Origin of the sequence: Alkalihalobacterium chitinilyticum (assembly GCF_029028005.1) — a bacterium.
GTDB lineage: Bacteria > Bacillota > Bacilli > Bacillales > Bacillaceae_F > Alkalihalobacterium > Alkalihalobacterium chitinilyticum.
This window is the reverse complement of record NZ_JAOTPO010000004.1, coordinates 61,516-85,767: the sequence shown is the minus strand read 5'-3', so window position 1 is coordinate 85,767 and position 24,252 is coordinate 61,516. Positions and strand designations below refer to the sequence as shown.

Below are 24,252 nucleotides of genomic sequence, written 5' to 3'. Positions count from 1 at the left end.
GGTAAATGACATGACGACTACTGTAACAGATACAATTATTGGAACAACTGAAAGATATGGTGCCAAAAACTATCATCCTCTGCCGATCGTTATTTCTAAGGGGAAGGGCGTTTGGGTAGAAGACCCAGAAGGTAATCGATACATGGACATGTTGAGTGCCTATTCGGCAGTCAATCAAGGGCATTGCCATCCTGAAATTATTCAGGCGCTAAAAGAACAGGCGGATCGAATAACCTTAACATCACGAGCGTTTCACAATGACCAATTGGCACCTTTTTATGAAAAAATTTCAAATTTAACAGGAAAAAGCAGGCTGCTCCCGATGAATACGGGAGCAGAAGCCGTCGAAACAGCTGTAAAAGCTGTTCGCCGCTGGGCTTATGATGTAAAGGGTGTTCCTGCCAACCGAGCTGAGATCATTGTTTGTGAAAATAATTTTCACGGCCGTACAATGACAGCGGTTTCACTTTCTTCAAATGAAGAGTATAAAAGAGGTTTTGGGCCGATGCTGCCAGGAATTAAGGTCATCCCGTACGGTGATTTAGATGCACTTGCACATGCTATTACACCAAACACTGCGGCGTTTATGCTTGAACCTATTCAAGGAGAAGCGGGAATTATCGTTCCCCCTAAAGGGTTTCTAAAAGCAGCCTATGAATTATGTCAAAGAGAGAACGTGTTGTTCGTTGCCGATGAAATACAAACCGGCCTTGGGCGAACAGGTAAGATGTTTGCTTGTGACTGGGAAGGTGTTATACCGGATATGTATATTCTGGGTAAAGCACTCGGAGCTGGTGTTATGCCAATATCCGTTGTCGCTGCCAATGATGATATTCTCGGTGTATTTGAACCAGGTTCACACGGATCAACTTTTGGTGGAAACCCGCTTGCTTGTGCAGTTTCAATTGCTGCTATAGACGTCATTTTAAAAGAGCAGCTCGTTAATCGTTCACATCAACTAGGAACATATTTTAAAGAAAAATTAAAAGAAATTAATAATCCATTGATAAAAGAAGTGCGTGGTAGAGGGTTATTTATTGGTGTTGAATTAACGGTACCTGCAAGAGAATACTGTGAACAATTAAAACAAGTTGGATTGTTATGTAAAGAAACACATATCAACGTTATCCGCTTTGCACCGCCTTTAGTCATGTCGATCGTGGAAATGGATTGGGCCATTGACCGTATCAAAAGAGTATTATCTTAATTATTTTAATTAAATGAGGTGGAAGGTATGGCAGTTAAAACTTCAGTAAGCCAAAAACGTAACGAGCAAGTGGATCAAAAAAAGAGTTTGTTAGACTCGACTCAGATTGTCATAAAAGAAGCGCTGTCTAAATTAGGTTATTCTAATGAAGTGTATGAATTGATGAAAGAGCCCCAACGAATGTTGACGGTTAGAATCCCGGTTCGAATGGATGACGGGAATGTTAAAGTTTTTACGGCTTACCGTGCGCAGCATAGTGATGCTGTTGGACCAACAAAAGGGGGTGTTCGCTTCCATCCCGAAGTGACAGAAGAAGAAGTGAAAGCATTATCGATTTGGATGAGTTTGAAGTGTGGGATTTCCGATTTACCTTATGGTGGAGGTAAAGGTGGCATTGTTTGTGACCCTAGAGAAATGTCGATGCTTGAATTAGAACGTTTAAGCAGAGGTTATGTAAGAGCGATCAGCCAGTTAGTAGGACCAACTAAAGACATTCCAGCACCAGATGTTTTTACAAACTCACAAATTATGGCGTGGATGATGGATGAGTATAGTCGAATTCGAGAATTCGATTCACCAGGTTTTATTACGGGGAAGCCGTTAGTGCTCGGTGGTTCGCACGGGCGTGAAACAGCTACTGCTCGCGGTGTCGTCATATGTATTGAAGAAGCGGCTAAGCGAGTAGGGATTGAGTTACAAGGAGCTCGTGTGGTTGTTCAAGGCTTCGGGAATGCGGGTAGTTATCTAGCACAATTCATGCATGAAGCTGGAGCGAAGGTAATTGGGATCTCGGATGCATACGGTGCTCTTTATGATGAGAGTGGGTTAGATATCCCTTATCTTTTAGATCGTCGTGACTCATTTGGAACCATAACTAAACTCTTTAAAAATACAATAACCAATATAGAATTGTTAGAGCTGCCTTGTGACATTTTAGTTCCAGCTGCCATTTCTAATCAAATCACAGCGGAAAACGCAGAACGAATTAAAGCCAAGGTTATTGTTGAAGCGGCAAACGGACCTACCACTTTAGAAGCTACTAACATATTATCCGACCGAGGAATTTTGTTAGTGCCTGATGTATTAGCAAGTTCGGGTGGAGTAACCGTATCCTACTTTGAATGGGTCCAAAACAATCTAGGATATTATTGGTCAGAAGAAGAAGTTTCCAAAAAACTTTATGATGTGATGGTAAAATCATTTGATGATATTTTTAATACGGCGAGATTTCATAAAGTAAATATGCGGTTAGCCGCCTATATGGTAGGGGTTCGCAAAATGGCAGAAGCTTCGCGCTTCCGTGGTTGGGTGTAATCTATCTAGTATTCTATTTTTTAAAAATCTAATTCTCATCTAGGTTTTTTGTACTTATTTTTAACTATAATTTATCTAGTACGCGTGCTTTTAGGGGGCTCAACTTTTGCCTTATGAAAAAAACGGCCCCCGTATAACAATACATATTTTAGAAAGTACATTTGATAAAAAATAGATTGTGATGATTAGTTATAGGATTGAGTATTGATATACATAACCCATTCTAAAGCCGCCTTTAAGTTGGCATGGTTTTTGCAAATTATATAGTGTAATAGATTTTGACAAATGAGAGGAGTTACAAACATGAAAAAGTTTCAAAAAGTTTCGGTAATCGGAGTACCGATGGATTTAGGGCAAAAAAGAAGGGGAGTAGATATGGGGCCTAGTGCCATGCGATATGCAGGGTTAATTGAAGAAATTCAGTCATTGGACTTTGAAGTAGAAGATTACGGCGACATTTATATCAATCGTCCTGGCTCTAGTAAAGAAGATGGCCTAAGGAATTTAGAAGAAGTGATAAAAGCAAGTGAGGAACTGTGCAGAAAAGTGTGTGAAATTGAGGCTGAACAAAGCTTTCCACTTATATTAGGCGGTGACCACAGCATAAGTATTGGATCAATTGCTGGGATTAGCCAGCGACATCATAACCTTGGTGTGATTTGGTATGATGCACATCCGGATTTAAATACAGAAGAAACGTCTCCTTCTGGAAATATACATGGGATGCCCCTAGCGGTAAATCTTGGGATCGGTCATTCTAGACTAACTGAAATTGGAGGAATAGTACCTAAGGTTAAGCCTGAAAATATAGTTATTATTGGTGCCCGTTCTATAGATGAAGGGGAAAGAGAGTTAATTAAAGAACAAGGTATAAAAGTATTTACGATGCATGAAATTGATCGAATTGGGATGACTAAAGTCATTGAAGAAACCATCGAGCATTTTGCCGGCAGGACGGATGGGGTCCATTTAAGTTTTGACTTAGATGGTATTGATCCTTTAGATGCTCCAGGTGTAGGTACACCTGTTTTAGGTGGAATTTCATATCGGGAAAGCCATTTAGCACTCGAGATGTTAGCCGAATCACAATTAATCACATCGGCTGAGTTTGTAGAGATTAATCCTATATTAGATAATAAAAATCAAACAGCTGATGTAGCCGTAGCTTTAGTTAGTTCTTTACTAGGTAAAAAATTATTATAAGTTGTCGTCTGCTTAACGGTACGAATCTTAGAATGGGTTCGTACTGTTTTTTTGTAGTTTCGTAAACTAGGGAGAAAGGAGTAACCAGATGGTGAAGGGAGGCTTTTTATAAGGAAAAATAGTATGATAAAGAAACAATCGCCCTTTTACCTTAACTATGTAAAAGAGCGACTGTCATCATTGTTTATTTGATTTAGTTATTCAAAAGTTCCTTTCACGAGTATTTCTCCTTCAGTCATCATAACTTGGCCTTTGGCAATTACTGACTGAATTTTTAAGTTTTCTTTAGATAATAGTACAAGATCAGCATCTTTTCCTTCCTTAATATATCCTTTGTTTTCTAATCGTAGGATATTAGCGGGATTCGAGGTAATGACCCGTATAGCCGTTTCAATTGGAACTTCCTCTATCAGAATAGCATCTCTAACTTCATGAAATAGGCTTTCTACTTTTCCGATTTGCAATCCAATCAAGTTCCCTTCAGAATCGAAGTCTGGTAAGCTGGCTTGACCGTCTGATGTAAAAGTAATGTTTTCAATAGGTACTTCGGTTTCAATCATCATTTTTAAGCCTTTACTGCATTTCACTTCATCTTCCATTAAAAATTTTTCAGTTGTGCTCGTAGTGAAATCGACATAACCGCCTTTTTTAGCATAATCGATGGCAGCTGTAAATAACGGTTCGTTACGGTTAATATGAGTAGGTAAGAATTGTTTGATCGGTATATCTGTTTGATCTGCGACTTGCTCTAATAAGCTGAGTTTACTAGGGCTGTCGCCAACATGAATATTTACAATTCCGGATTTTCCGGACAACATACCGCCAACCCGTGCGGCTGATGCGATCCTCGCCACTTCTTGTGCGGTAGGTTGTGAAGAGCGGTGATCTGCAACTGCGACTTCACCAACACCGATGATTTTATCAATTAAAATAATATCATCTTCAATGGCACCAGTAAGAGTTTTGACAGGAATTTGATAGGATCCGGTTTGAACAAAACAGGTAATTCCTTCCTCATCTAATGCTCTTGCTTTAGCAATTAAATCTGGCATCGTTCTTGTTGTCCCATCGGTACCGATGACCCCAATTACCGTGGTCACTCCGCCTTTAATCGTGTCCGTTAGTTGAAGTTCGGGGGTACGAGTTTTGTATCCGCCTTCACCGCCACCTCCAATAATATGAACATGAGCGTCAATAAAGCCGGGAGTAATAACCAATCCTGTTGCATCAATCACTTTTACATCAATAAAGGCTTCAGGTAGATCAATAGTGTCCTGAATTACGATAATCTTTGAATGCGCAATCAGAATATCTTTTCTTCCAATATAGTCTGGTGTATACAGTTCACCGTTTTTTATTAGTAGTAACAAGTTTATCCCTCCTCAATCTATTTAATTGAAGCCAATAAATGCTGCGCCAATAACAAATAAAGACCCGAAAACAAATAGTATAATTTGAAATTTAATCTGAAACCTTAACCATTTACTCCAATCGAGTCGTGCTACACCTAAAACGCCCATTAATGCTGCAGATGTCGGTACAATTAGGTTGGTGAACCCGTCACCTAATTGATAAGCAAGCACAGCCACTTGTCTGGTTACACCAGCCATATCTGCTAACGGAGCAAGGAGGGGCATTGTTAATGCGGCTTGTCCCGTACCTGAAACAACAAAGAAGTTAAACGTCGATTGGAAGACAAACATTAACCAAGCTGAAAATTCGGTTGGCAAACCGTTAAACAATTGACCCGTATGGAATAAAATCGTATTTAACACCGATGCTTGAGCAGGGTCATCACCCCCAAGAATAATGACAATTCCTTTGGCCATCCCAACAATTAAAGCTGCAGGTAATAAATCTTTAGCACCGTTTTTAAAGCTGTGCGCAATGTCATTAATCCTCATCTGATTTAATTTAAAAATGACACCAATCACCCCTGCGACTAAGCCAATCGTAAAGAATTGAGTCGCAATCTCAGGAATGTAGTACGCATGATTGACGACACCCCAAATGATCCAAGAGATACCTAGAGCTAAAGATAAGATGACAAGCCCATGCCCTACTGTGAATTTTGCATTAATCTTTTCCTCCCGAAAATCTTTTCTGAAATAATCATCAGACTCATAGGATAAAGATGATGTTGGGTCTTTTTTAATTTTTGAAGCATACACCATCGTGTAAATAATCCCTAGCAATGTAAAGAAAGCCCACATGGCAATTCGAAATGGAGTTCCACTTAATACAGGAACATCTGCAAGACCTTGAGCAATCGCAACTCCAAATGGATTCATCCAAGATGTCGCAAATCCAATTTGAGTCGCTACATATGTAATCATAATGCCAGTTATCGCATCATAACCTAAGGCAATAACGAGAGGAATAAGAATGAGAGCAAATGCAATCGCTTCTTCCCCCATACCGAAAACGGCTCCACCTAATGAAAAACAAGTGAACATCACAGGAATGATTAACATTTCTCTTCCTTTGGTCCGTTTGATGACAGATAGAATTCCTTCTTCAACTGCCCCGGTTTTCATAATGACCCCAAATGAACCGCCGATAATTAAGATGAAAGCAACGACTCCTACAGCCGATCCCCATTTACTACCGGAAACAAGTCCCTCAAATAAATAGTTCAAGAAACCCACGCCGCCACCAGGTTCAAATAAACTCACACCATCTTTCACTGGATTTCCGTCAGGGTCGACTACAACGGAGAAAGTTTCTGGGTCCAATACAGTCCTTGTCGATTCAGTTCCTTGATACTCATATGTAACTTCCTTTGTTTCAAATTCACCTAGTGGTATGAGGTAGGTGAGTAATGCGGCTGCTACCACTACGAAGAAGATAATGACAAAGGTATCAGGTGTTTGAAAACGCTTTCTATTTTTTGGCATTTCCAATTAAATCACTTCCTTTCAAAAATAGATTAATTCTATACTAGTATTGCAAGAGTTGTGCCAATCGACAAAATAGGTGTAAATCACCGAATTGTTAGTTAATAGTAATATTAAGCGTATGGTTAGTGGTTTTATTGGTTCTTTTGGTTGTTTATTTGGGTGTATAGGTTGTTTTATAACCCACATTAAGAAAGTGGATTTAAAAAAGTGAAAATTAGTTTTAGAAAAATTACTATAGTTGTTGAACATTAATATTAATCTTAATACATGTTTCTCGGTTCAATACCAAAGGTCGTATAATTGGTAATTTTCCTCAAAAGAACTTCAAGTATTACAAAATATGGTACGCTATTAATAATTTCACTTCTAGTTGAAATAAACTTAATTGTCGGTTGAGAGGAGAACATCATAAGTGAGACCAAAAGCAATTATATTAGATTTAGACGGGACTCTATTAAATTCGTCGAAAACGATTTCCAAGAAGAGTATTGAGGTACTAAAAGGGTTAAAAGCGAGCGGGATCGAGCTCATTTTTGCTACAGCACGGCCGCCGCGATGCACCGATTTCAAAGAGATCGACTTAGCATCATTAGGAACTATGGTCTTTTATAATGGTGCTTTATTTCATTGTATTGATACGAACGAACAAATACATTTTTCAATTCCGAGCAAAAAGACAAAGGAACTCATCGAATTCTGTTTTTCGATAGATCATGAGGCGAATTTAAGTATTGAAGTGAAAGATCAATGGTTTAGTAGTAGACCATTAGATTATAGAGAGATGATGAAGGTAGAGCAAAACCCAACGATGATCAGTTACGAGGAATTGCTAGCATATGATTGTACAAAGGTACTATTAACGAATTTTGCGCACCCTGAACAGCTGCTTGATAAGTTTGGAAAAGAGCTAAATGTTCTCATTACTGATCACGGCGAGCTCATTCAAATCATGTCACAGCGATCCTCTAAAGAAGCTGCAGTTGAGTATCTTTTAGATAGAATGCAATTAACATTTGATGACGCGATGTGCTTTGGAGACGACTTTAATGATCTTGGATTATTCCAGATGTGTGGCTATTCGGTTGCCATGGGGAATGCTGTTAAAGAATTAAAATCGATTGCTAATACAATAACGGAAACAAACGATAATGATGGTGTAGCTATCTTTTTGGACAGGTATTGTGATCAGCAGCAAAGTGAATTGAAAAAATTATTAAACTAGCATAATTAATAGGATTATATGGCCTCTTTACTGGATGTGTTGAAGGAATAGAGTGCGCAATAGGGGGAAATTAGGAGAAAGCGTGAATGAAAAGCGCGGATTAGTGAGCGGTAGAGGGAAATATTAGGAGGAAGCGTGAACGAAACGGTGCGAATCGTGAGTAGTAGAGGAAAAATATAGGAGAAAGCGTGAATGAAAAGCGCGGATTAGTGAGCGGTAGAGGGAAAAATTAGGAGGAAACGTGAACGAAACGGTGCGAATCGTGAGCGGTAGAGGAAAAAACTAGGAGAAGTCGTGAACGAAACGGTGCGGATCGTGAGCGATAGAGGAAAAAATTAGGAGGAGGCGTGAACGAAACGGTGCGGATTGTGAGCGGTGGAGGGAAAAATTAGGAGAAAACCTGAACGGAACGGCATGAATCTGGAGCGGTAAAGGAAAAAATTAGGGGGAAGAGTGAACGAAAAGGCGCGAATCGTGAGCGGTAGAGGGAAAAATTAGGAGGAAGCGTGAACGAAACGGCGCGAATCGTGAGCGGTAGAGGAAAAAATTAGGAGGAGGCGTGAACGAAATGGTGCGAATCGTGAGCGTTGGAGGAAAAATATAGGAGAAAGCGTGAAGGAAACGGTGTGGGTCGTGAGCAGTGGAGGAAAAATATAGGAGAAAGTGTGAACGAAACGGCGTGGATCGTGAGCGGTGGAGGAAAAATATAGGAGAAAGAGTGAACCAAAAGCAAAGAATGGTGTTTGGTAGAGGGGAAAACAGGTTCAACAAAGAGAAGCTGTTTCAGCAAAATTAGAGAGGAAGGAATAGGTTTAGATAGATGCAACCAAAGAGTGTGTTATTAACCCTTATGTTAAGTTGCATCCTTTTTGCCGGGTGCTCATTCGGGGAATACGAGTCGAAAAAAATGGAAACGATTAGTGGATTAAAGGCAGATCAAGAGGGTCAATATTATATGTATGTGTTTTTTGACTTTCCACATGATGAGGTTCCTCCTCCCCCAGACAAACGGGGAGTCGTTGATGACAAATTAGAAAGACAGTATGAAGTGTATGAGAATATGATGCGATTAGATCCACTCCTTAAAGTACATCAATTTGGTGTCAAGTCGGCTGATAGAGTACCAGAACAAGTGGATTTCCTAAACATCAAAGAGTTTCCTACGTTTGTTATATTCGACGATAAGGGAGTTGTTTTTCTATCTACTGATATGAGTGAAACGGAAAAGTTCTTAGAAACACTACCTGATATTGAGTTAAAGAATTAGCTAGTGATGCAAAAGAAGCTCTTTTATCCAAAATAATATAATGACTAAGATCTTACTTAGTTGTCCATAAGGAGGCATTATGAAAAACATTTGGCAGAAAGATAATCATTTTTATACGTTAGAACCTTTAACACCAAACCTAGTCACACAAGCAGCGGAACGTTTAAAAGTAAAATTACCAGACTCCTATATCCAGCTTCTGAATAAACAGAATGGCGGTCACATCAAATACACTACTTACCCTGCCAACGAACCAACCATTTGGGGGGAGAACCATATTCAAGTTGAACACCTGTTAGGTATTGGTGAAAAGGATAGTATACTAGATAGTCACTATTTAATTCAGGAATGGGGGCTACCTAAGGATATTGTCATTTTATCAGGAGAGGGTGAATCCTGGATTGCTTTTGATTACAGGAATACGGAAGAAAATCCACCGATCATTTACATAGAATGTGAGAGCGAGGAGAACAAGGTGTTGAAGCTTGCAAACTCGTTTGAAGAGTTTTTAAACGGACTAAGCTTGTACGAAGATATTCACCAAGAGTTAATAGATGATACTAATGAAGAAAATCAACAATCGTGGTCAACAGAAGCAATAGTTAAAGCATTGTCCTCTAATAATAATGAAGAAATCGTTCAAGCATTCAATTACCTGCATGCTCTTAAGAAGAAACAATTGATAGAATTAAAATACCTAACAATCATTGAAAACAAGATAATCGAATTACTTGGAAACAGCAATGAACAGATTAGAGAGATTGCTGCGCTATATGCTGTGCACTTTAATGAAAAACGATTATTTTCTCCAGATTATATCGAACAAATCCTCAAGGTCCTTCGTGAAGATGAGAACTTAGCGGTTTACGTAGGGATGATTTTGTAATTTATTGAGGACAACTATTCTTATTATCATTTTTGAAGGTTTTAATAAATCTAAATTATGATTAACAAATTCGACGGATATTATTATTCTATTATAAAGTTATTCCTTTTAAAGTTCCTTTATAGTACTATGTATCTAGTACATAATTCAAAGGGGCTGACAACTATGACATTACGGACGAGAATGCTAGTCCTCATACTAGGAACTGTTTTTATCATTTTTGGTGGGGTTTCTGTATTTACGATAACAAAGGTTGCCGAAATGAGTAAAAATAGTTCTACAGAAACACTAAGAGCTGAAACAGAAATATTGGCTTTAGAAGTTGAAAGTGAGATAGAAGTGGCATTAGATACGGCAAGAGCTACTGCTCATATTTTGCAAGGGTTAAAGCAGTATAACGACATGAACCGCGATCAGGTGAATGCGATGTTACAATCTATCCTAAAAGAAAATCAAAGTTTTACAGGGATTTGGACTATTTGGGAGCCAAATGCCTTCGATGGGAATGATGTAGAATTTGCCGGTGCAGAGTTTCATGATCTAACTGGGAGGTATACTCCTTATTTCTACTGGGACGATCAAAATCGAATTGTAGGCGAGCCTACCAGTGACCCGGACAATCAAGATTTTTATAATATACCTAAGCAAAAAGGGACTGAAGTGGTATTAGAACCGTATCTCTATGAAGTACAGGGAGAACAGGTAATGTTTCTGTCCGTCGTTGTTCCAGTCAAACAAAATGATAACTTCTTTGGTGTGATTGGAATAGATGTTTCATTTGACTATATTCAAGAATTTATTGGTTCGTTTTCATTTTATGAAACTGGCTATGCGATGCTTAGTTCAAATGAAGGTCAGATCGTATCTCATCCGAATAGAGAGTATATCGGTTCAGAATTAAGCTCAATCATTCCTTCCAAAATTTTAACTGATGTACAAAATGCAATCCAAATCGGAGGGGATATTGAACTAGGAGACGGTGGAATGATTTACGTCGCTGAACCCGTTACATTTGGATTTACAGACGCTCCTTGGTCTGCGATGATCATTGTTCCTGAAGCTGAAATTATGAAAGAAGCCAACGATCTAAGGTTAGTTCTTATAATTGTAGCTTTAGTAGGCCAAATCGTAATTGTTCTAATAACAATTTGGATTGCGAATTCAATCACTAGACCAATCAAAGAAACGGTTAAGGTGGCTAATAAGCTATCTCAAGGAGATTTTACAGAAAACATTCAGGCAGAATATTTGAAAAGAAAAGATGAAATTGGTGAAATTACGAGAACCTTTGATGTAATGAAACGCAACTTATCAGGCATGATCCTAAATATTACGAGCAGTGCTCAGCACGCTTCCGCAGCTTCTGAAGAATTAGCATCGAGTGCTACGGAAACAAGTGAGTCATCCAATCAAATTAGTATGACGATTAATCAAATAGCTGATGGAGCGGCTAAGCAGTCGGAAAACACAACTACTATATTTGAGATGATGAAAAAGACCGTAGATGATGTTAACAAAGGTGAAAAGGCCTCCATACAAGTGTTAGATATTGCTGTAAAGTCTAGTCAATCTGCTCTTAAAGGAGATGAAGTAGCACAGGCGTCTGTAGAACAGCTAGAAAAAATGAATGAGCAAGTTCGTGCTTCAGCTGATTCTGTGAAAGCACTAGGTCGCCGTTCTGAGGAGATTGGCGGTATTATCACAGTTATTTCAGAAATAGCTGATCAAACTAACCTTCTAGCGTTAAATGCAGCGATTGAAGCTGCTCGAGCTGGTGAACATGGAAAAGGTTTTGCAGTCGTTGCTGATGAAGTTCGTAAATTAGCGGAACAGTCTTCGAAATCAGCTAACCAAATTCGTTCATTGATTGCAGGAATACAATCAGAAACGAATGACATTGTTATAAAAATAGAGCAAAATCTCTCGTCAGTCGCATCACAAGTGGAAGTAATATCCCAAGTTGGTGCGTCACTGAAGGAAATTGTTTCTTATACAAAGGGGACAGAAGAGAAAAGTATTGAGACGAAAGAAGTTCTTACAAGTGTTTTAATAAACTCTCAACAAGTATTAGCTTCCATTGAGGAAATCTCAGCGATTGTTGAACAGTCAGCGGCCTCGGCTCAAGAAGTTGCTGCAGCTTCTGAAGAACAATCTGCAACCGTAGAAGAAATAACAGCAAATGCTAACACTTTAGCAAAAATGGCGGAAGACTTAACAGAAGAAATCTCTAAATTTAAACTTTAATATGAAATACTCGTTATGCTTGTAACATCATTTCGTCTCGATGATTGATGTTACAAGCTTTTTTTTGTTTAGGAAATTATAAATTTTTAAACTGTGGATAAGTGTGTTTTAAGAAAGAATTTTTCTATATTCAAGAGAAAGTTAAAAATTATTATTGATATGTACACTATAATTAGTGAAGAGATTGTACCACAGTTACCGTTTTTTATGAATTGAGTGAAGAGATAAGAGAAACATTTAGAGATGGAGGAAAAATTAGGAGGAAGCGTGAACGGAAAGTGTGGAATGATGAGCGGGAGAGAAAAAAAAAGAAAGTATGAACGAAATAGCGCGAATCGTAAGCGGAAGAGGGAAAATATAGGAGAAAGCGTGAACCAAGAGCACATAAGGAGGCATTATGAAAAACATTTGGCAGAAAGATAATCATTTTTATACGTTAGAACCTTTAACAACCAACCTAGTCACTATTTAATTCAGGAATGGGGGCTACCTAAGGATATTGTCATTTTATCGGGAGAGGGTGAATTTTGGATTGCTTTTGATTACAGGAATACGAAAGAAAATCCACCAATCATTTATATAGAATGTGAGGGGGAGGAAAACAAGGTCATAAAGCTCGCGAACTCGTTTGAAGAGTTTTTAAACGGACTAACTTTGCATAATGATAATGATAGTCACCATGAATTTGAAGTAGATAGGAAAGAAAAAAATCACCAACCGTGGACGACAGAAGCAATAGTTAAAGCATTGTCCTCCAATAATAATGAAGAAATCGTTCAAGCATTCAATTACCTGCATGCTCTTAAGAAGAAACAATTGATAGAATTAAAATACCTAATAATCATTGAAAACAAGATAATCGAATTACTTGGAAACAGCAATGAACAGATTAGAGAGATTGCTGCGCTATATGCTGTGCACTTTAATGAAAAACGATTATTTTCTTCAGATTATATCGAACAAATCCTCAAGGTCCTTCGTCAAGATGAGAACTTAGCGGTTTACGTAGAAATGTTTCAATAATCTAATTTAGGTCATAGATTGCTGACTGTTCACTTGACGGTACTTCAATTGCTAATTAAGATGGAAGTATCTTACTTAGGAGGGTTTTGTTTGAATAACTTCTGTTTAGAGCTGGTAGGCACCTTTTCTATAAAATAATAAAATGATAGAGGAGCGTGTTTACAAACATGAGTAAATATTTTTTTGAGGCATTTGAAAATTTAGTTAGGTTAGCGCCAGGTAGCGAGATATCAACTAAAAAAGCGATTTCTATGCTAGATGTAGATGTGAAAGATCATTTAAGAATTCTAGATATTGGGTGCGGTACAGGAAGTCATACAATGATTTTGGCGGAAATGTTTCCAGCCGCCCATATCACAGCCATTGATACGCAAGAAGACTTTTTAAATGAATTAAAGAAAAAAGTGGTAAAAAAACACCTGGAAAATCGAATCGTTGTAAAGAATGTATCGATGTTTGAGCTAGATTTTCCTTTAGAATATTTCGATCTCATTTGGGCTGAAGGTACGATCTATATCGCTGGATTTCAAAATGGCTTAAGAGACTGGAAAAAATACCTTAAACCGAGTGGTTATCTCGTTTGTAGTGAAATCTCTTGGCTAAATAACCATCCTTCTTTAGAGTGTAAAACGTTTTGGGAGACAGCGTATCAAGAGATGGATACGATTGTAAATAAAATAACACAAGTCGAACAAAACAATTATCATTACCAATTTTCTTTTGTCCTTCCGAAAGAAGATTGGACAGTGCAATACTACGGTCCACTTGAAGCAAACCTCAAGAAAATGGTGCAAAAATATCCACAAAACGAGGATGCTTTAAAAGTGGTGCAAATGTTGCGCGAAGAAATCCAATTGTACGATAAACATTCCGATGATTACAGTTATGTTTTTTACGGGATGAGAAAAGAATAAAGCAGATCAAGGAAAAAGGGCTGAAGAGATTCAGTCCTTTTTTATATTTATCGGTAAAAAAATTTACGATGAAGGAAATCTATTGAAACAGTAAAGATAAGCTTGAACAGCTATAAACAGATGAATTGAAATCATACCTGCTACGGTATAAGATAGGAATACGAATAGAAAGTAAGGTAAGGACACAGATAACGTAGTTTTTTAACAGTGAACAAAGTTAAACGAAGTGATTTAATGATTTAAAAAATTTTATCACTATAAGTGATTGAGAGGAGTATTTAGCATGAGCGATTGGAATACACGTTTTACAAGTGAAGAATATGTTTACGGAAAAGAACCGAATGAATTTTTAAAAGAAATGCAGAAAAGGTTAAACCTTTCTGGCCAGGCTTTGGCAATTGCAGAAGGCGAAGGTCGTAATGCCGCCTTTTTAGCTGAACAAGGACTAAACGTCACCGCATGGGATTATGCGGAGTCAGGTTTACTTAAAACGAAAAAGTTAGCTGAAACTAAAGGCGTATCAGTAAAGACGGAACTCGTTGATTTAAATGATGCCAAGTGGCAACCTAATCAATGGGATGAGATTGTCTGTATTTTTGGACATTTTCCAGAAGAACTTCGAAAGAAAACACTTAAAGGTGTAAAAGAAGCAGTAAAGCCAGGAGGCTATTTTATTACCGAAGTTTATTCCCATTATCAAATTCCTTATCAAAGTGGCGGTCCACAAACCGTTGAGCTTCTTTACAAACCAGATGAGTTTTTACGGTGCTTTTCAGATTGGCGTATTGTTCACTTTTTTATGGGAGAGGTTGTTCTTCACGAAGGAAAGTTACACAATGGGTTGTCTCATGTCATTCAATTTGTCGGACAAAAACTGAAATAAAGATTATCGTAGAGGAACCAATAATATGGAATGTAATCGAAGTAGATAAAACATACTTTTCTAGTTAGACTGGGATAATGTATAGTTCAAGCGTTCATAATAAGATTATTATTATCACAGGTGGTATACGTTATGGAAGATGCTCTTAACAAAGATAGTAGTAAAACTTTGAACTCGATCCAATCACGGTTTCATCATACTTCTGACCTCATGTCCAGAGACCTTTATATTATTGAAAAAAAAAGAATAACGATTGTTTATATTGATGGAATAATTAATACAGATTACTTAAGAGATTCAGTAATTGAACCAATAACTAATGGCTTTAAAAACATAAATGAAGGCAATCACCTAATCCAACAATTAACAAGAATAGTTACAAATCCCAATTATAAAATAACGAAATCCCTACAGGAAGTTATTGATGAATTAATATATGGGAAAGCAATCCTCTTAGTTGATGGATACACTGAAGCTCTAGTAGTAGATATTGCAGAATGGAAAGAACGAGCTTTAGAAGAATCCCTAGGTGAAAGATCGGTACGAGGAAATGTAGTCGGTCTTACTGAAAGAGCGAAGACAAATATTAGCATTTTAAGAGGCATTATTAAGACTGAGAACTTCTGTATAGACAAACAGTCTTTGGGATCTAAATCAAAAAATGATGTATTTATATTATATATTGATGATATTGTGGATAAACAGATATTGGCAGATATTCAGAACAAATTAAAAAAGTTAAATATAAAATATCTATTAGAGGCTAGAATTATTCAAGAATCATTAGCTAGTCATCCAAAAACCATATTTCCACGGACACTCTCAACAGAACGACCAGATGTTGCTGCTTCTGCACTTTTTGAAGGCAGGGTAGTAATCATAGTAGATGGTAGCCCACAAGTTATCATAGCACCTTCGTTGTTTATGGAATTTCTCCATGCACCTGATGAATACTATACGAGTTATGGGCGATTTTCAGGCCGTTTAATTCGACTCTTGGCATTTTTATTAACTATTTTATTACCAGGTATCTATTTGGCTTTGGAGGGGCTTGGCCAAGAAAATGTACCTAAAAAGGTATACGATATTTTAGTCAGTGAGGAAGAAATTTTGCCTACAGTATGGGAACTTGTGTTTCTTCTTATCCTCCTAAGAATATTGTTAGATTCATCCTTTAGGGTTCCAAAAGGGGCTGTTTTACTTATTTCTGTTTTAGGATCTGTATTACTAGGACAAACAGCTGTCGCCGCAAAGATCATTCACCCGGTTAGTCTACTTGTTGTTGGTATATCTTTTATAGCCAGTTTTACAATGGGTAACAAAGGACTTTCCCCAACTTTAAATGTATTAGTTACTAGTTTTATTATTATAGGGTATCATTTTCAATTCATGGGAATTATAGTGGGTTTAACATTATTACTTTTGTATATGACAAACTTAAAGTCTTTCGGTGTCCCTTATCTCTCTCCACTGCTTCCTTTTAGGCATAGAGAATTTAAGGATAGCTTATACAGAGGTGACCTAGAAACTTTAATAAATAGTGAGCATAATTACCCTAATCATAATTGAGTATTTTGAAAGCCAACTATACTGTTGGCTTTATATTTTTCGGGTATTATGCAGAATTAAATCGTATTTGATATATAAACTAACCTGATTTTATGTTTGAATGTAAATTGATAAAGTTGAATATTTATGGTAATGCAAGCGATGACCGTTAATTAATAGTTTGTTAGGGGGGAAGAAATGGGTAAACTACAAAAGTATCTTTTTATCTTTATTATTTTAATAGTTGTGATCGGTATAACTTCTATGTTTTTGAATGCAAATCAACAGGAACCCGAACTAACCATCCCAGAATGGGGCACGGTTCCTTATAATGATACCTACTATGCTTATGCAGTACTCATTTTAGATGAAAGGCATAAACAGTTGAGAACGTTGGATGAGATAAAAGTGGGAAGTACATTTCTTCTAGATCAATATGCGATCAAAGGGATACCTCAGCGTTTTCCTAACTTGTGGGAGCAACAAGAAAAATTACAGTTTCCCCTCGAGCTGGAGCCTAATCCGAATATCATATTATTTTGTCTTCGAAGGACAATGATTTTTTCGAACAAGTGAATGAGTACGGTATAGATATTTATTTTAATGACTTTTGGTATAACGTCAATTGATCTATCATGCGAAATGAGCAGAAGAAAAAACAAGTATTTTGACTTAAGGTGGTTGGATTGTATTTATCCTTCTTTATAGGCTAACCATCATCCAAATTTACATAAAAAGACGACGAAAACCAACAAGGTCTCGCCGTCTTTTTGTTTGAAACACTATTAATCAATTAATCCTTTTGAAAGTAAGAAGTCTCTTGCAACCACTGGATAGTCCTGATTATCAATATCGACTCTTGCGTTCATTTGCTGCATGTCTTGTTCAGAAATTTGTCCAGCTAACTGGTTTAATACGTCTTCAAGGTCAGGGTATAGATCGAGTATCGGTTGTCTGACAATAATTGCTGCATCGTAACGAGGGAAAAATCCGAGATCATCTGTCGTTGTTTGCATGTTAAAACGCTCGATACGTCCATCTGTCGTAAAGGCTGGTATAACATCGACATCGCCTTGAATTAGAGCCTGATACATAACATTTGGATCAAAACTTTCTCTTTTAGCAAACTCGAAATTGTAGGCATCAGCAAAAGCATCGTAACCATCCCCTTGACGCTCATAAAAGGCATGTGGAGCACCAAATGATAGATCAGCAGATCGTTTAGCGATATCTGAATATGTGTCTGCCTTAAAATCAGCATTTTCTGAGTAGGCCAGTGTATAGTTGTTTTCAAATCCTAGTGGTTGTAACCAAGTCGCATTGTAAGTTTGTTCATATCCTTCTTTGACGCGGTTAAAGATACTTTCACTTGATTCGCCAACTTCTGCTTGCTCACCTAAGACTGCTTCCAGCCCCGTTCCCGTATATTCAACGTATAAATCAATTTCACCGTTTTGAAGGGCAGGGGTTAAGATCGCTACTTCACCTAATCCATCCTTCAAATCAACGCTATAATCTGTCGTTTCCTCGATGTAAATCGCTATTAACTGTGACAGGATGTATTGTTCCGTCCAGTTTTTCCCCGAAACGACAATTGGACGATCTGTAGCGTCTCCACCAGTCTCTTCACTACTACCACAGCCTGTTAAAAAAAGTGTGAAACTTAGCAAACTAGCAATTAGTAATTTTGTTTTTTTCATCCATATTATCTCCTTTTTATGATTTAATGCCTTTCGGTGTTACTTTTTTCTCCACTAGCTTTAATACAAAGTCAAAAAACAACGCCATTAGGGCAACAGGAATGGCTCCAGCTAGGACTAGACTATTGTTCCATGACTGTAAACCGCGCCAAATGACATCTCCCAATCCACCCGCGCCGACAAATGTGGCGAGAGTCGCAACACCAACTGTTAAAACGGTAGCCGTTCTAATACCAGCCATAATAAAAGGTAAGGCGAGAGGTAACTGGATTTTCCATAAGATTTGTCGTGAGGTCATGCCCATCCCTTCACCAGCCTCAACAATACCTTCATCCACACTATTGATGCCTGTATATGTATTTCTAAGAATCGGTAAAAGAGCATAAATAATTAAGGCAACAAGAGCGGTTATGGTACCAATTCCTAAAAACGGAACGAGAAAACCGAATAGAGCTAGACTTGGAATTGTTTGAAAAACGGCGGTTACTCCAATGTAATATTCGGCAACCTTTTTCCTTTTCGAAATATAAATACCTAGTGGTAAAGATATCGCTACAGCGATAAGAATCGCTGCAAAGGATAAGTAAAGGTGCTCTATGGCACGTTGTATAATTAGATCTTGTCGAGTGATTACCGTATCAAAAAACACTTGTATTGCTTCCACTTACTTCACCTCTCCTTCAATCCCCGCAAGCTCCTGTAATAATTGATTTTTTTCAACTAAACCAATAGGTGATCCCTTATAATCTGTAACGATAATTATGTTTGTTTCATTTAATAGCATTACCCGAGTCACATCTTGCAAGGTAGATTGAGAGGGGAGTGTTGGATATTCTGCTATGCTTTGTGTAAGGTCTAGCGTCTTCATAATCGATGCCACAGAAAGTTCTTCTTTAGCTCGGTGCTTGATCCGTTCTTTTCCAATAAAAGAATGGACGAATTCATTCGCCGGATTTTCTATTAGGTTCATTGGAGAGGAGATTTGCTGGATTTTACCTTCTTTCATAACGACAATTTCATCCGCTAGTTTAATAGCTTCATCCATATCATGCGTAACAAAGACAATGGTTTTATGGATGTTTTTCTGTAGAAGTTTCAGCTCAGCTTGAAGCTGCTCTCGACTAATCGGATCGAGTGCACTAAAAGGCTCATCCATTAAGATAATAGGTGGTTCTCCAGCTAAAGCTCGTATGACACCAACCCGTTGTTGTTGCCCGCCACTTAATTCTAGTGGGTATCTTTTTTTATAGACACTAGGATCAAGTCCAACTAAATCTAATAATTCATCGACTCGTTTCTCGTAATCTTTCTTTTCCCAGCCCTTGAGTTTTGGTACTAGCGAAACATTTTCTTCAATCGTCATATGGGGAAGTAGACCGATCCGTTGAATGACATAGCCGATATTCCGTCGTAATTCAACAGCATTTTCATTCGCAATATCATTTCCGTTAATTGTAATAGTTCCTGATGTCAGTGGAATGAGCTTATTAATCATTTTCATCGTCGTCGTTTTCCCGCAGCCACTAGGACCAATTAACGTAACTAAGTTACCCTTTTTAACTGTAAACGAAACATTATCAACAGCAATCGTTCCATCTTCATATGCTTTTGTCACTTGATCAAATGTTATCAATATTCACACCTCCTTTTTTCTAGCCACCAATGAATTTTTTCAATTATGAGCATAAATCTAATTCATATTTGTTAATGAGCATTTGCTGATTAGCATTTTAATTTTATTAAGAGCATGAACAATAAGTCAAAGAATAAGGTCTCTAAAATAAGTAGTCTTATGATTATCTATGTTTTGAAATTTTATTTTTAAATAATTACAACTCAACAATTGACAATGATTATCATTACAGATACGATTGTAATATACTAAACTTACTAAACAATTGGTGAACGACACCTGTCATAAATAAATGGTACGAGAAGGCGACTTAAAGCATAAAATTTTTGGAGGTTCGTATGTGTACGCAATTGATGTCATTGGAAGAACAGCAAAAATTGGCAGACTACCGGGTTTGTTTTGAAGAAGAAAGCGCATCAATGTTAAACATTGATGTCATCGATCTGTTTGATAAGGAAAAGCTTCTATCTTTTTTAGAGGAAGTACAGGAGGAGTTACAAGCTCCAGACTTGATGGTAACGGGTTCTGCCTTTTCCAAACGGTACAGTTACCTTATTATTGCCTCTGCATTTTATTCGTTCTTAATGTTTAATAAAAAATTAAATATGTCGGCTGAAAATTTAGCGATTTTATCTTCTACCTCTCAAGAAAAATGGTTACCTCGTCTTTTCTTTAATGATCAGACGGCTTACATACCTGAGACAAAAGAGGATCGTAAAACCTGCAGGGATGATTTAATTAAAGAGCTTTTCGTTGATCATTTAAGTCCTTTATGGGACAATATTTCAGAACTTTGTAAAGTTCCAAAGCCTATTTTATGGGAAAATACAGCGATTTATTTATTTTGGATTTTCGAGACGTTACTTAAGCGGGATGACCTTGCCCCAGAGCTAAGGGATACCATTCAACTAGATTTTGATTATTTCCTTTATGCGACCGAACATTCCATTTTTAAAGATTACAAAAGTCACCCAATCACCGGTTTCTATTGTGATATGACAAGCCTTGGGGGACAAGCTGTTCGAATTCGAAAAACGTGCTGTCTCTATTATGCTCTTTCTGAAGAAGGCAAAATGTGTAAAGGCTGTCCACGAAGAGGTAGTTACCAGGCTTGTAACAATCTGGCCTAAATTTCCTTGAAACAAAAAGGATTCTGCTCATTAAACTCGAATTCATTCATGAAACAGTGCTAGGGACGGTCAGCTTAGACATAAACATTAATAGGATTACATAACACAACAGCGGCTTATCGTTGTTGTGTTATTAGCAACCCTAAAAAGTAGAGTGGGAGTGGGTAAATGTTACTTACTGAATTAAATTTAGAAACAAAAGAAATGAAAATCCATGATTTCATTGCAACTACATATCCAGAGTTAGTGAATACATACTTAACGATCGTACCTAAAGCGCGATTTATGATCATGGAGCGAATGATCAATGCCCTGTTAAGAGAAGGGTTTATTCAAAAAGATCAAATAGAAACGCAACTTTCACAGTCAAAGCCAGTTGAATTAACTTTTCAGAAAGGGAAGATCATCATTCCAATCGCTGAAAAATATAGTTATGATCGATATAAGCTTGGAGTAAATGTTAAATTTGTTGATCATAAGCAGGCAGTAATTGAGGTTTTACACCCGATCTTTTTAGTCGAACTATTAAAAGAATATATGGAAGAACAAAACATCACGTATTCCAATTTAGAGGGATTCCAGTTAGAGCTCGCTGATAGTGTCGCTAATATGGGATTAGGGTTGTTATTCCAAGAAACGAAATATGAACAGCTGAAGGCAATTGGTCAGAAAAACAACTGGCAAACAACGTTAGAGCTTGTAAACGGCTTAGCAGCTACAGACCCAACTTTTGATCGGGCCTTATTTTTTGAGCAGTCTTGTGTGACAGGACACCAGCTTCATCCGTGTACGAAGTCCAAAGTCGGATTAACGATCGGAGAAATTGTGCAGTATTCTTCAGAGTTTGATCAAGTGGTTGAACTGTCTTTTGTGGCTCTTCATAAAGATGTCGTTTATATAAACCCGCAGTTTGAACGCCGACAGATGAACGAATTCTGGTCCAAAGAATACCCTACGCTCTATGACTGTTTTATCAATAGTTGTTTAGCAAAAGGAGTAAATCCAGACGAACATGTCGTTTTACCCGTGCATCCGTGGCAAAAGGATCAAACTTTACCGGAATTATATGCAAATGAGTTAGAAAAGGGGGACATCTTTTTGATTGACAATTATCGGCTGCCAATAAAGCCGACGCTGTCAGTCCGTACGGTTGCACCGATTTCTGTCGATAAAAAATACCACCTTAAATTACCGATCAACGTACAAATGACTAGTGCTGTCCGAACGATCTCTCCAAACTCTGTCCATAATGGTCCAGAATTGACAGGCATCATTAAAACCATTTTAGAAAGAGAGAAAAACTTTAACGGAACATTTCACGTTGCAGGTGAAGACTTTGGAATACGCTTTAACTCCACAATCGAAAATGACACCCAATTGTATCATCGAAATAAAAATTTATCACTGCTCATTCGTCCCAATCCAGAGTCGCTCGTCAATGAAGGTGAAAATGTAATGGTCGCTTGTGGATTATACAGCCCGTCTCCTGTTTCAAACCGTTCAGTCGTTTATGAGATTGTCGATCAATTCAACTTGCGCCGTCCGTACCATTCGTTAGAAGAGAATGTAAAATCTTTCTTTAAAAAATATATCGATGTCGTTCTTTCTGGGATTATTCCATTGATGACCCGCTACGGCATTGGTCTAGAAGGACATTTACAAAATTCATTGATCGTTTTTAAAGACAATGAGCCTGTTAAAGCGTTCATTCGAGATTTAGGCGGTGTAAGGGTTTATAAAAAGAGATTAGATCAACAAGGGGTACCTGGTACCTTTTATCCTAATTCCGTTACGATTGGTGATGATTTCGTTGAAATGCAAAACAAAGTCATCCATACGGTGTTCCAAAGTCACATTGGGGAGCTTACGGCTCATCTAGCAAGACAATATCCGCTCCATGAGCAAGAGCTTTGGGATGTTGTAAGAGAAGTGTGCATCAACATTTTCACCGAACTTAAACAGGATGAAACCTTACGAGAAGATGTAGAGATGGATATGGAGGCGTTACTCGGCCCAACCGTGGAAACAAAGGCATTAACCATTATGCGGTTAAAAGATGATGTGACCGATTATGCCTATATCGGTGTACCTAATCCGTTGTATAAAGAAATATAGGTTTAACATATGAAATTAAGGGCAATAAAATAAGGGTAATCGAATAAAGTGTTCGGTACTCAATAATGTTGTTGTTAAAATAGGAGGGATATTCATGGCATTAACGTTTAAGCAAATGGTGGGAACAGCTAAAGAAAATGTAGCTGGCATTTCTTCAGCTGACGCACGCGAAAAGATGAATCAAAACCCGAATACACTGGTCATTGATGTGCAGGACGCAGCAGATGCAGGTGCTTGTGGTTTAATTCCAAGCAGTATGAACATTTCACTGGGAATGTTGCCGATCCGTGCAGATCTTGAATTACCAGAACACCTAAGAGCACCTGAATTAGCAGATCGCAGCCGTCCAGTCATCGTCACGTGCGGGGCAGGCGGTCAAGCCGCTCTTGGGGCCTATCTTTTAAAGCAGATGGGCTTTGAAGATGTAGCCTACATAGAAGGTGGAACGACAGCTTGGAAAAATGAAGGATTTGAAGTAGAGAACGCTTAATCATAAGGTATTGAGCTCTGCTTTCTTAACAAGTAAAAAAATGACGATCGACCAATTAAGGTTTGATCGTTATTTTTTTGCCTACACCAATAGGTTCAATCATTGTACATAATGATGTGGTTATATCACGAGGTTCAAACCGGACGTTCACACAAGGAAATGATTTAGCCCATGCAGAAATCAATGCAATGAATAACTGCAACGCTTTCCTTATACAAAATGCTTTGAACTGCATCCTTTATACTACCGTTGAACCGTGTATGATGTGTTTGTCTACGATTATTACTGCAAACATTAGAAACGTTGTTTTTGCCTTAGAAGATAAAAGCTTGGAAATGAAGCACTTTATTGATTCGAACACATTCATAAATAAACGTTTGCAAAATTATCAAGGTGGGGTGCTGTCAGATCAATCAGCACAAATGTTGAGAAGCTATAATCCGCATTTGGCTGCGATTATGATCAACGGGTTAGAGGCAGAGCCATTGCCGTGAATGGTTAGGCGTTTTAGGTTGAAATAAGCAGTCTAGTGGTAGTGAGTAAGTTGGGGTTATCGGGTGAATAAAGTGCCAG

At 37.8% G+C, this 24,252-nt stretch carries 21 protein-coding genes and 1 pseudogene; 17 read left to right on the top strand and 5 right to left on the bottom strand.

Annotated elements, in window-relative coordinates; genetic code table 11:
• Positions 1–10: 10 nt before the first annotated feature.
• The 3 genes from N7Z68_RS07695 (at position 11) to rocF (ending at position 3,724) form a co-directional block, all read left to right on the top strand.
• Positions 11–1,207, top strand: a complete 1,197-nt coding sequence (locus N7Z68_RS07695) for an ornithine--oxo-acid transaminase (protein ID WP_275117890.1) — start codon at positions 11–13, stop codon at positions 1,205–1,207.
• A 27-nt stretch (positions 1,208–1,234) separates the two neighbouring features.
• Entirely contained in the window at positions 1,235–2,521 is a 1,287-nt protein-coding gene (locus N7Z68_RS07690; RefSeq protein ID WP_275117889.1) for a Glu/Leu/Phe/Val family dehydrogenase, read from the top strand.
• Between the two features lie 303 nt (positions 2,522–2,824).
• A complete protein-coding gene (rocF, locus tag N7Z68_RS07685) occupies positions 2,825–3,724 on the top strand; it encodes an arginase (RefSeq protein ID WP_275117888.1) in 900 nt (299 codons plus the stop codon).
• A 197-nt stretch (positions 3,725–3,921) separates the two neighbouring features.
• On the opposite strand, the gene iadA is transcribed toward rocF, so the two are convergent.
• A complete protein-coding gene (gene iadA / locus N7Z68_RS07680) occupies positions 3,922–5,094 on the bottom strand; it encodes a beta-aspartyl-peptidase (RefSeq protein WP_275117887.1) in 1,173 nt (390 codons plus the stop codon).
• 21 nt (positions 5,095–5,115) lie between these two features.
• On the bottom strand, positions 5,116–6,621 hold the full coding sequence (gene yfcC, locus N7Z68_RS07675) for a putative basic amino acid antiporter YfcC (RefSeq protein WP_275118070.1): 1,506 nt from the start codon (positions 6,619–6,621) through the stop codon (positions 5,116–5,118).
• Positions 6,622–7,036: 415 nt separating this feature from the next.
• Here yfcC and N7Z68_RS07670 point away from each other — a divergent pair, with 415 nt between their 5' ends.
• From N7Z68_RS07670 to N7Z68_RS07625, 10 genes and pseudogenes are all read left to right on the top strand, one after another.
• Positions 7,037–7,846, top strand: coding sequence for an HAD family hydrolase (locus N7Z68_RS07670; protein ID WP_275117886.1), 810 nt, complete (start codon positions 7,037–7,039; stop codon positions 7,844–7,846).
• A 907-nt stretch (positions 7,847–8,753) separates the two neighbouring features.
• Positions 8,754–9,113 carry a hypothetical protein gene (locus tag N7Z68_RS07665; protein ID WP_275117885.1) on the top strand — a complete coding sequence of 120 codons (360 nt, stop codon included), beginning with the start codon at positions 8,754–8,756 and terminating at the stop codon, positions 9,111–9,113.
• Between the two features lie 79 nt (positions 9,114–9,192).
• The gene (locus N7Z68_RS07660) at positions 9,193–9,999 is read left to right on the top strand and encodes an SMI1/KNR4 family protein (RefSeq protein WP_275117884.1); all 807 of its coding nucleotides are present in this window, start codon (positions 9,193–9,195) and stop codon (positions 9,997–9,999) included.
• Positions 10,000–10,164: 165 nt separating this feature from the next.
• On the top strand, positions 10,165–12,243 hold the full coding sequence (locus N7Z68_RS07655) for a methyl-accepting chemotaxis protein (protein ID WP_275117883.1): 2,079 nt from the start codon (positions 10,165–10,167) through the stop codon (positions 12,241–12,243).
• A 471-nt stretch (positions 12,244–12,714) separates the two neighbouring features.
• Positions 12,715–12,876: pseudogene (locus N7Z68_RS07650) on the top strand (SMI1/KNR4 family protein); the annotation flags it as partial.
• Positions 12,877–12,897: 21 nt separating this feature from the next.
• Complete coding sequence (locus N7Z68_RS07645; RefSeq protein ID WP_275117882.1) at positions 12,898–13,266, top strand: hypothetical protein; 369 nt, start codon at positions 12,898–12,900, stop codon at positions 13,264–13,266.
• A gap of 167 nt (positions 13,267–13,433) precedes the next feature.
• Positions 13,434–14,180, top strand: a complete 747-nt coding sequence (locus N7Z68_RS07640) for a class I SAM-dependent methyltransferase (protein WP_275117881.1) — start codon at positions 13,434–13,436, stop codon at positions 14,178–14,180.
• A gap of 283 nt (positions 14,181–14,463) precedes the next feature.
• A complete protein-coding gene (locus N7Z68_RS07635) occupies positions 14,464–15,063 on the top strand; it encodes an SAM-dependent methyltransferase (protein ID WP_275117880.1) in 600 nt (199 codons plus the stop codon).
• 132 nt (positions 15,064–15,195) lie between these two features.
• Entirely contained in the window at positions 15,196–16,632 is a 1,437-nt protein-coding gene (locus N7Z68_RS07630; protein WP_275117879.1) for a spore germination protein, read from the top strand.
• Positions 16,633–16,809: 177 nt separating this feature from the next.
• Positions 16,810–17,187 (top strand): hypothetical protein, encoded by a 378-nt coding sequence (locus tag N7Z68_RS07625; RefSeq protein WP_275117878.1) that lies wholly within the window; start codon positions 16,810–16,812, stop codon positions 17,185–17,187.
• A 209-nt stretch (positions 17,188–17,396) separates the two neighbouring features.
• Here N7Z68_RS07625 and N7Z68_RS07620 read toward each other — a convergent pair whose 3' ends face one another.
• From N7Z68_RS07620 to N7Z68_RS07610, 3 genes are read right to left on the bottom strand one after another with little or no spacing between them, the layout of a single operon-like run.
• Positions 17,397–18,311 (bottom strand): glycine betaine ABC transporter substrate-binding protein, encoded by a 915-nt coding sequence (locus tag N7Z68_RS07620; protein ID WP_275117877.1) that lies wholly within the window; start codon positions 18,309–18,311, stop codon positions 17,397–17,399.
• 16 nt (positions 18,312–18,327) lie between these two features.
• Complete coding sequence (locus tag N7Z68_RS07615; protein WP_275118069.1) at positions 18,328–18,966, bottom strand: ABC transporter permease; 639 nt, start codon at positions 18,964–18,966, stop codon at positions 18,328–18,330.
• Between the two features lie 9 nt (positions 18,967–18,975).
• Positions 18,976–19,944, bottom strand: a complete 969-nt coding sequence (locus N7Z68_RS07610; RefSeq protein ID WP_275117876.1) for an ABC transporter ATP-binding protein — start codon at positions 19,942–19,944, stop codon at positions 18,976–18,978.
• Between the two features lie 338 nt (positions 19,945–20,282).
• On the opposite strand from N7Z68_RS07610, the gene N7Z68_RS07605 reads away from it, so the two are divergent.
• The 4 genes from N7Z68_RS07605 (at position 20,283) to N7Z68_RS07590 (ending at position 24,173) form a co-directional block, all read left to right on the top strand.
• A complete protein-coding gene (locus tag N7Z68_RS07605; protein WP_275117875.1) occupies positions 20,283–21,074 on the top strand; it encodes an IucA/IucC family C-terminal-domain containing protein in 792 nt (263 codons plus the stop codon).
• Positions 21,075–21,242: 168 nt separating this feature from the next.
• On the top strand, positions 21,243–23,189 hold the full coding sequence (locus N7Z68_RS07600) for an IucA/IucC family protein (protein ID WP_275117874.1): 1,947 nt from the start codon (positions 21,243–21,245) through the stop codon (positions 23,187–23,189).
• Positions 23,190–23,283: 94 nt separating this feature from the next.
• Entirely contained in the window at positions 23,284–23,679 is a 396-nt protein-coding gene (locus tag N7Z68_RS07595) for a rhodanese-like domain-containing protein (RefSeq protein WP_275117873.1), read from the top strand.
• Between the two features lie 77 nt (positions 23,680–23,756).
• Entirely contained in the window at positions 23,757–24,173 is a 417-nt protein-coding gene (locus N7Z68_RS07590; RefSeq protein ID WP_275117872.1) for a nucleoside deaminase, read from the top strand.
• The last annotated feature ends 79 nt before the right edge of the window (positions 24,174–24,252 follow it).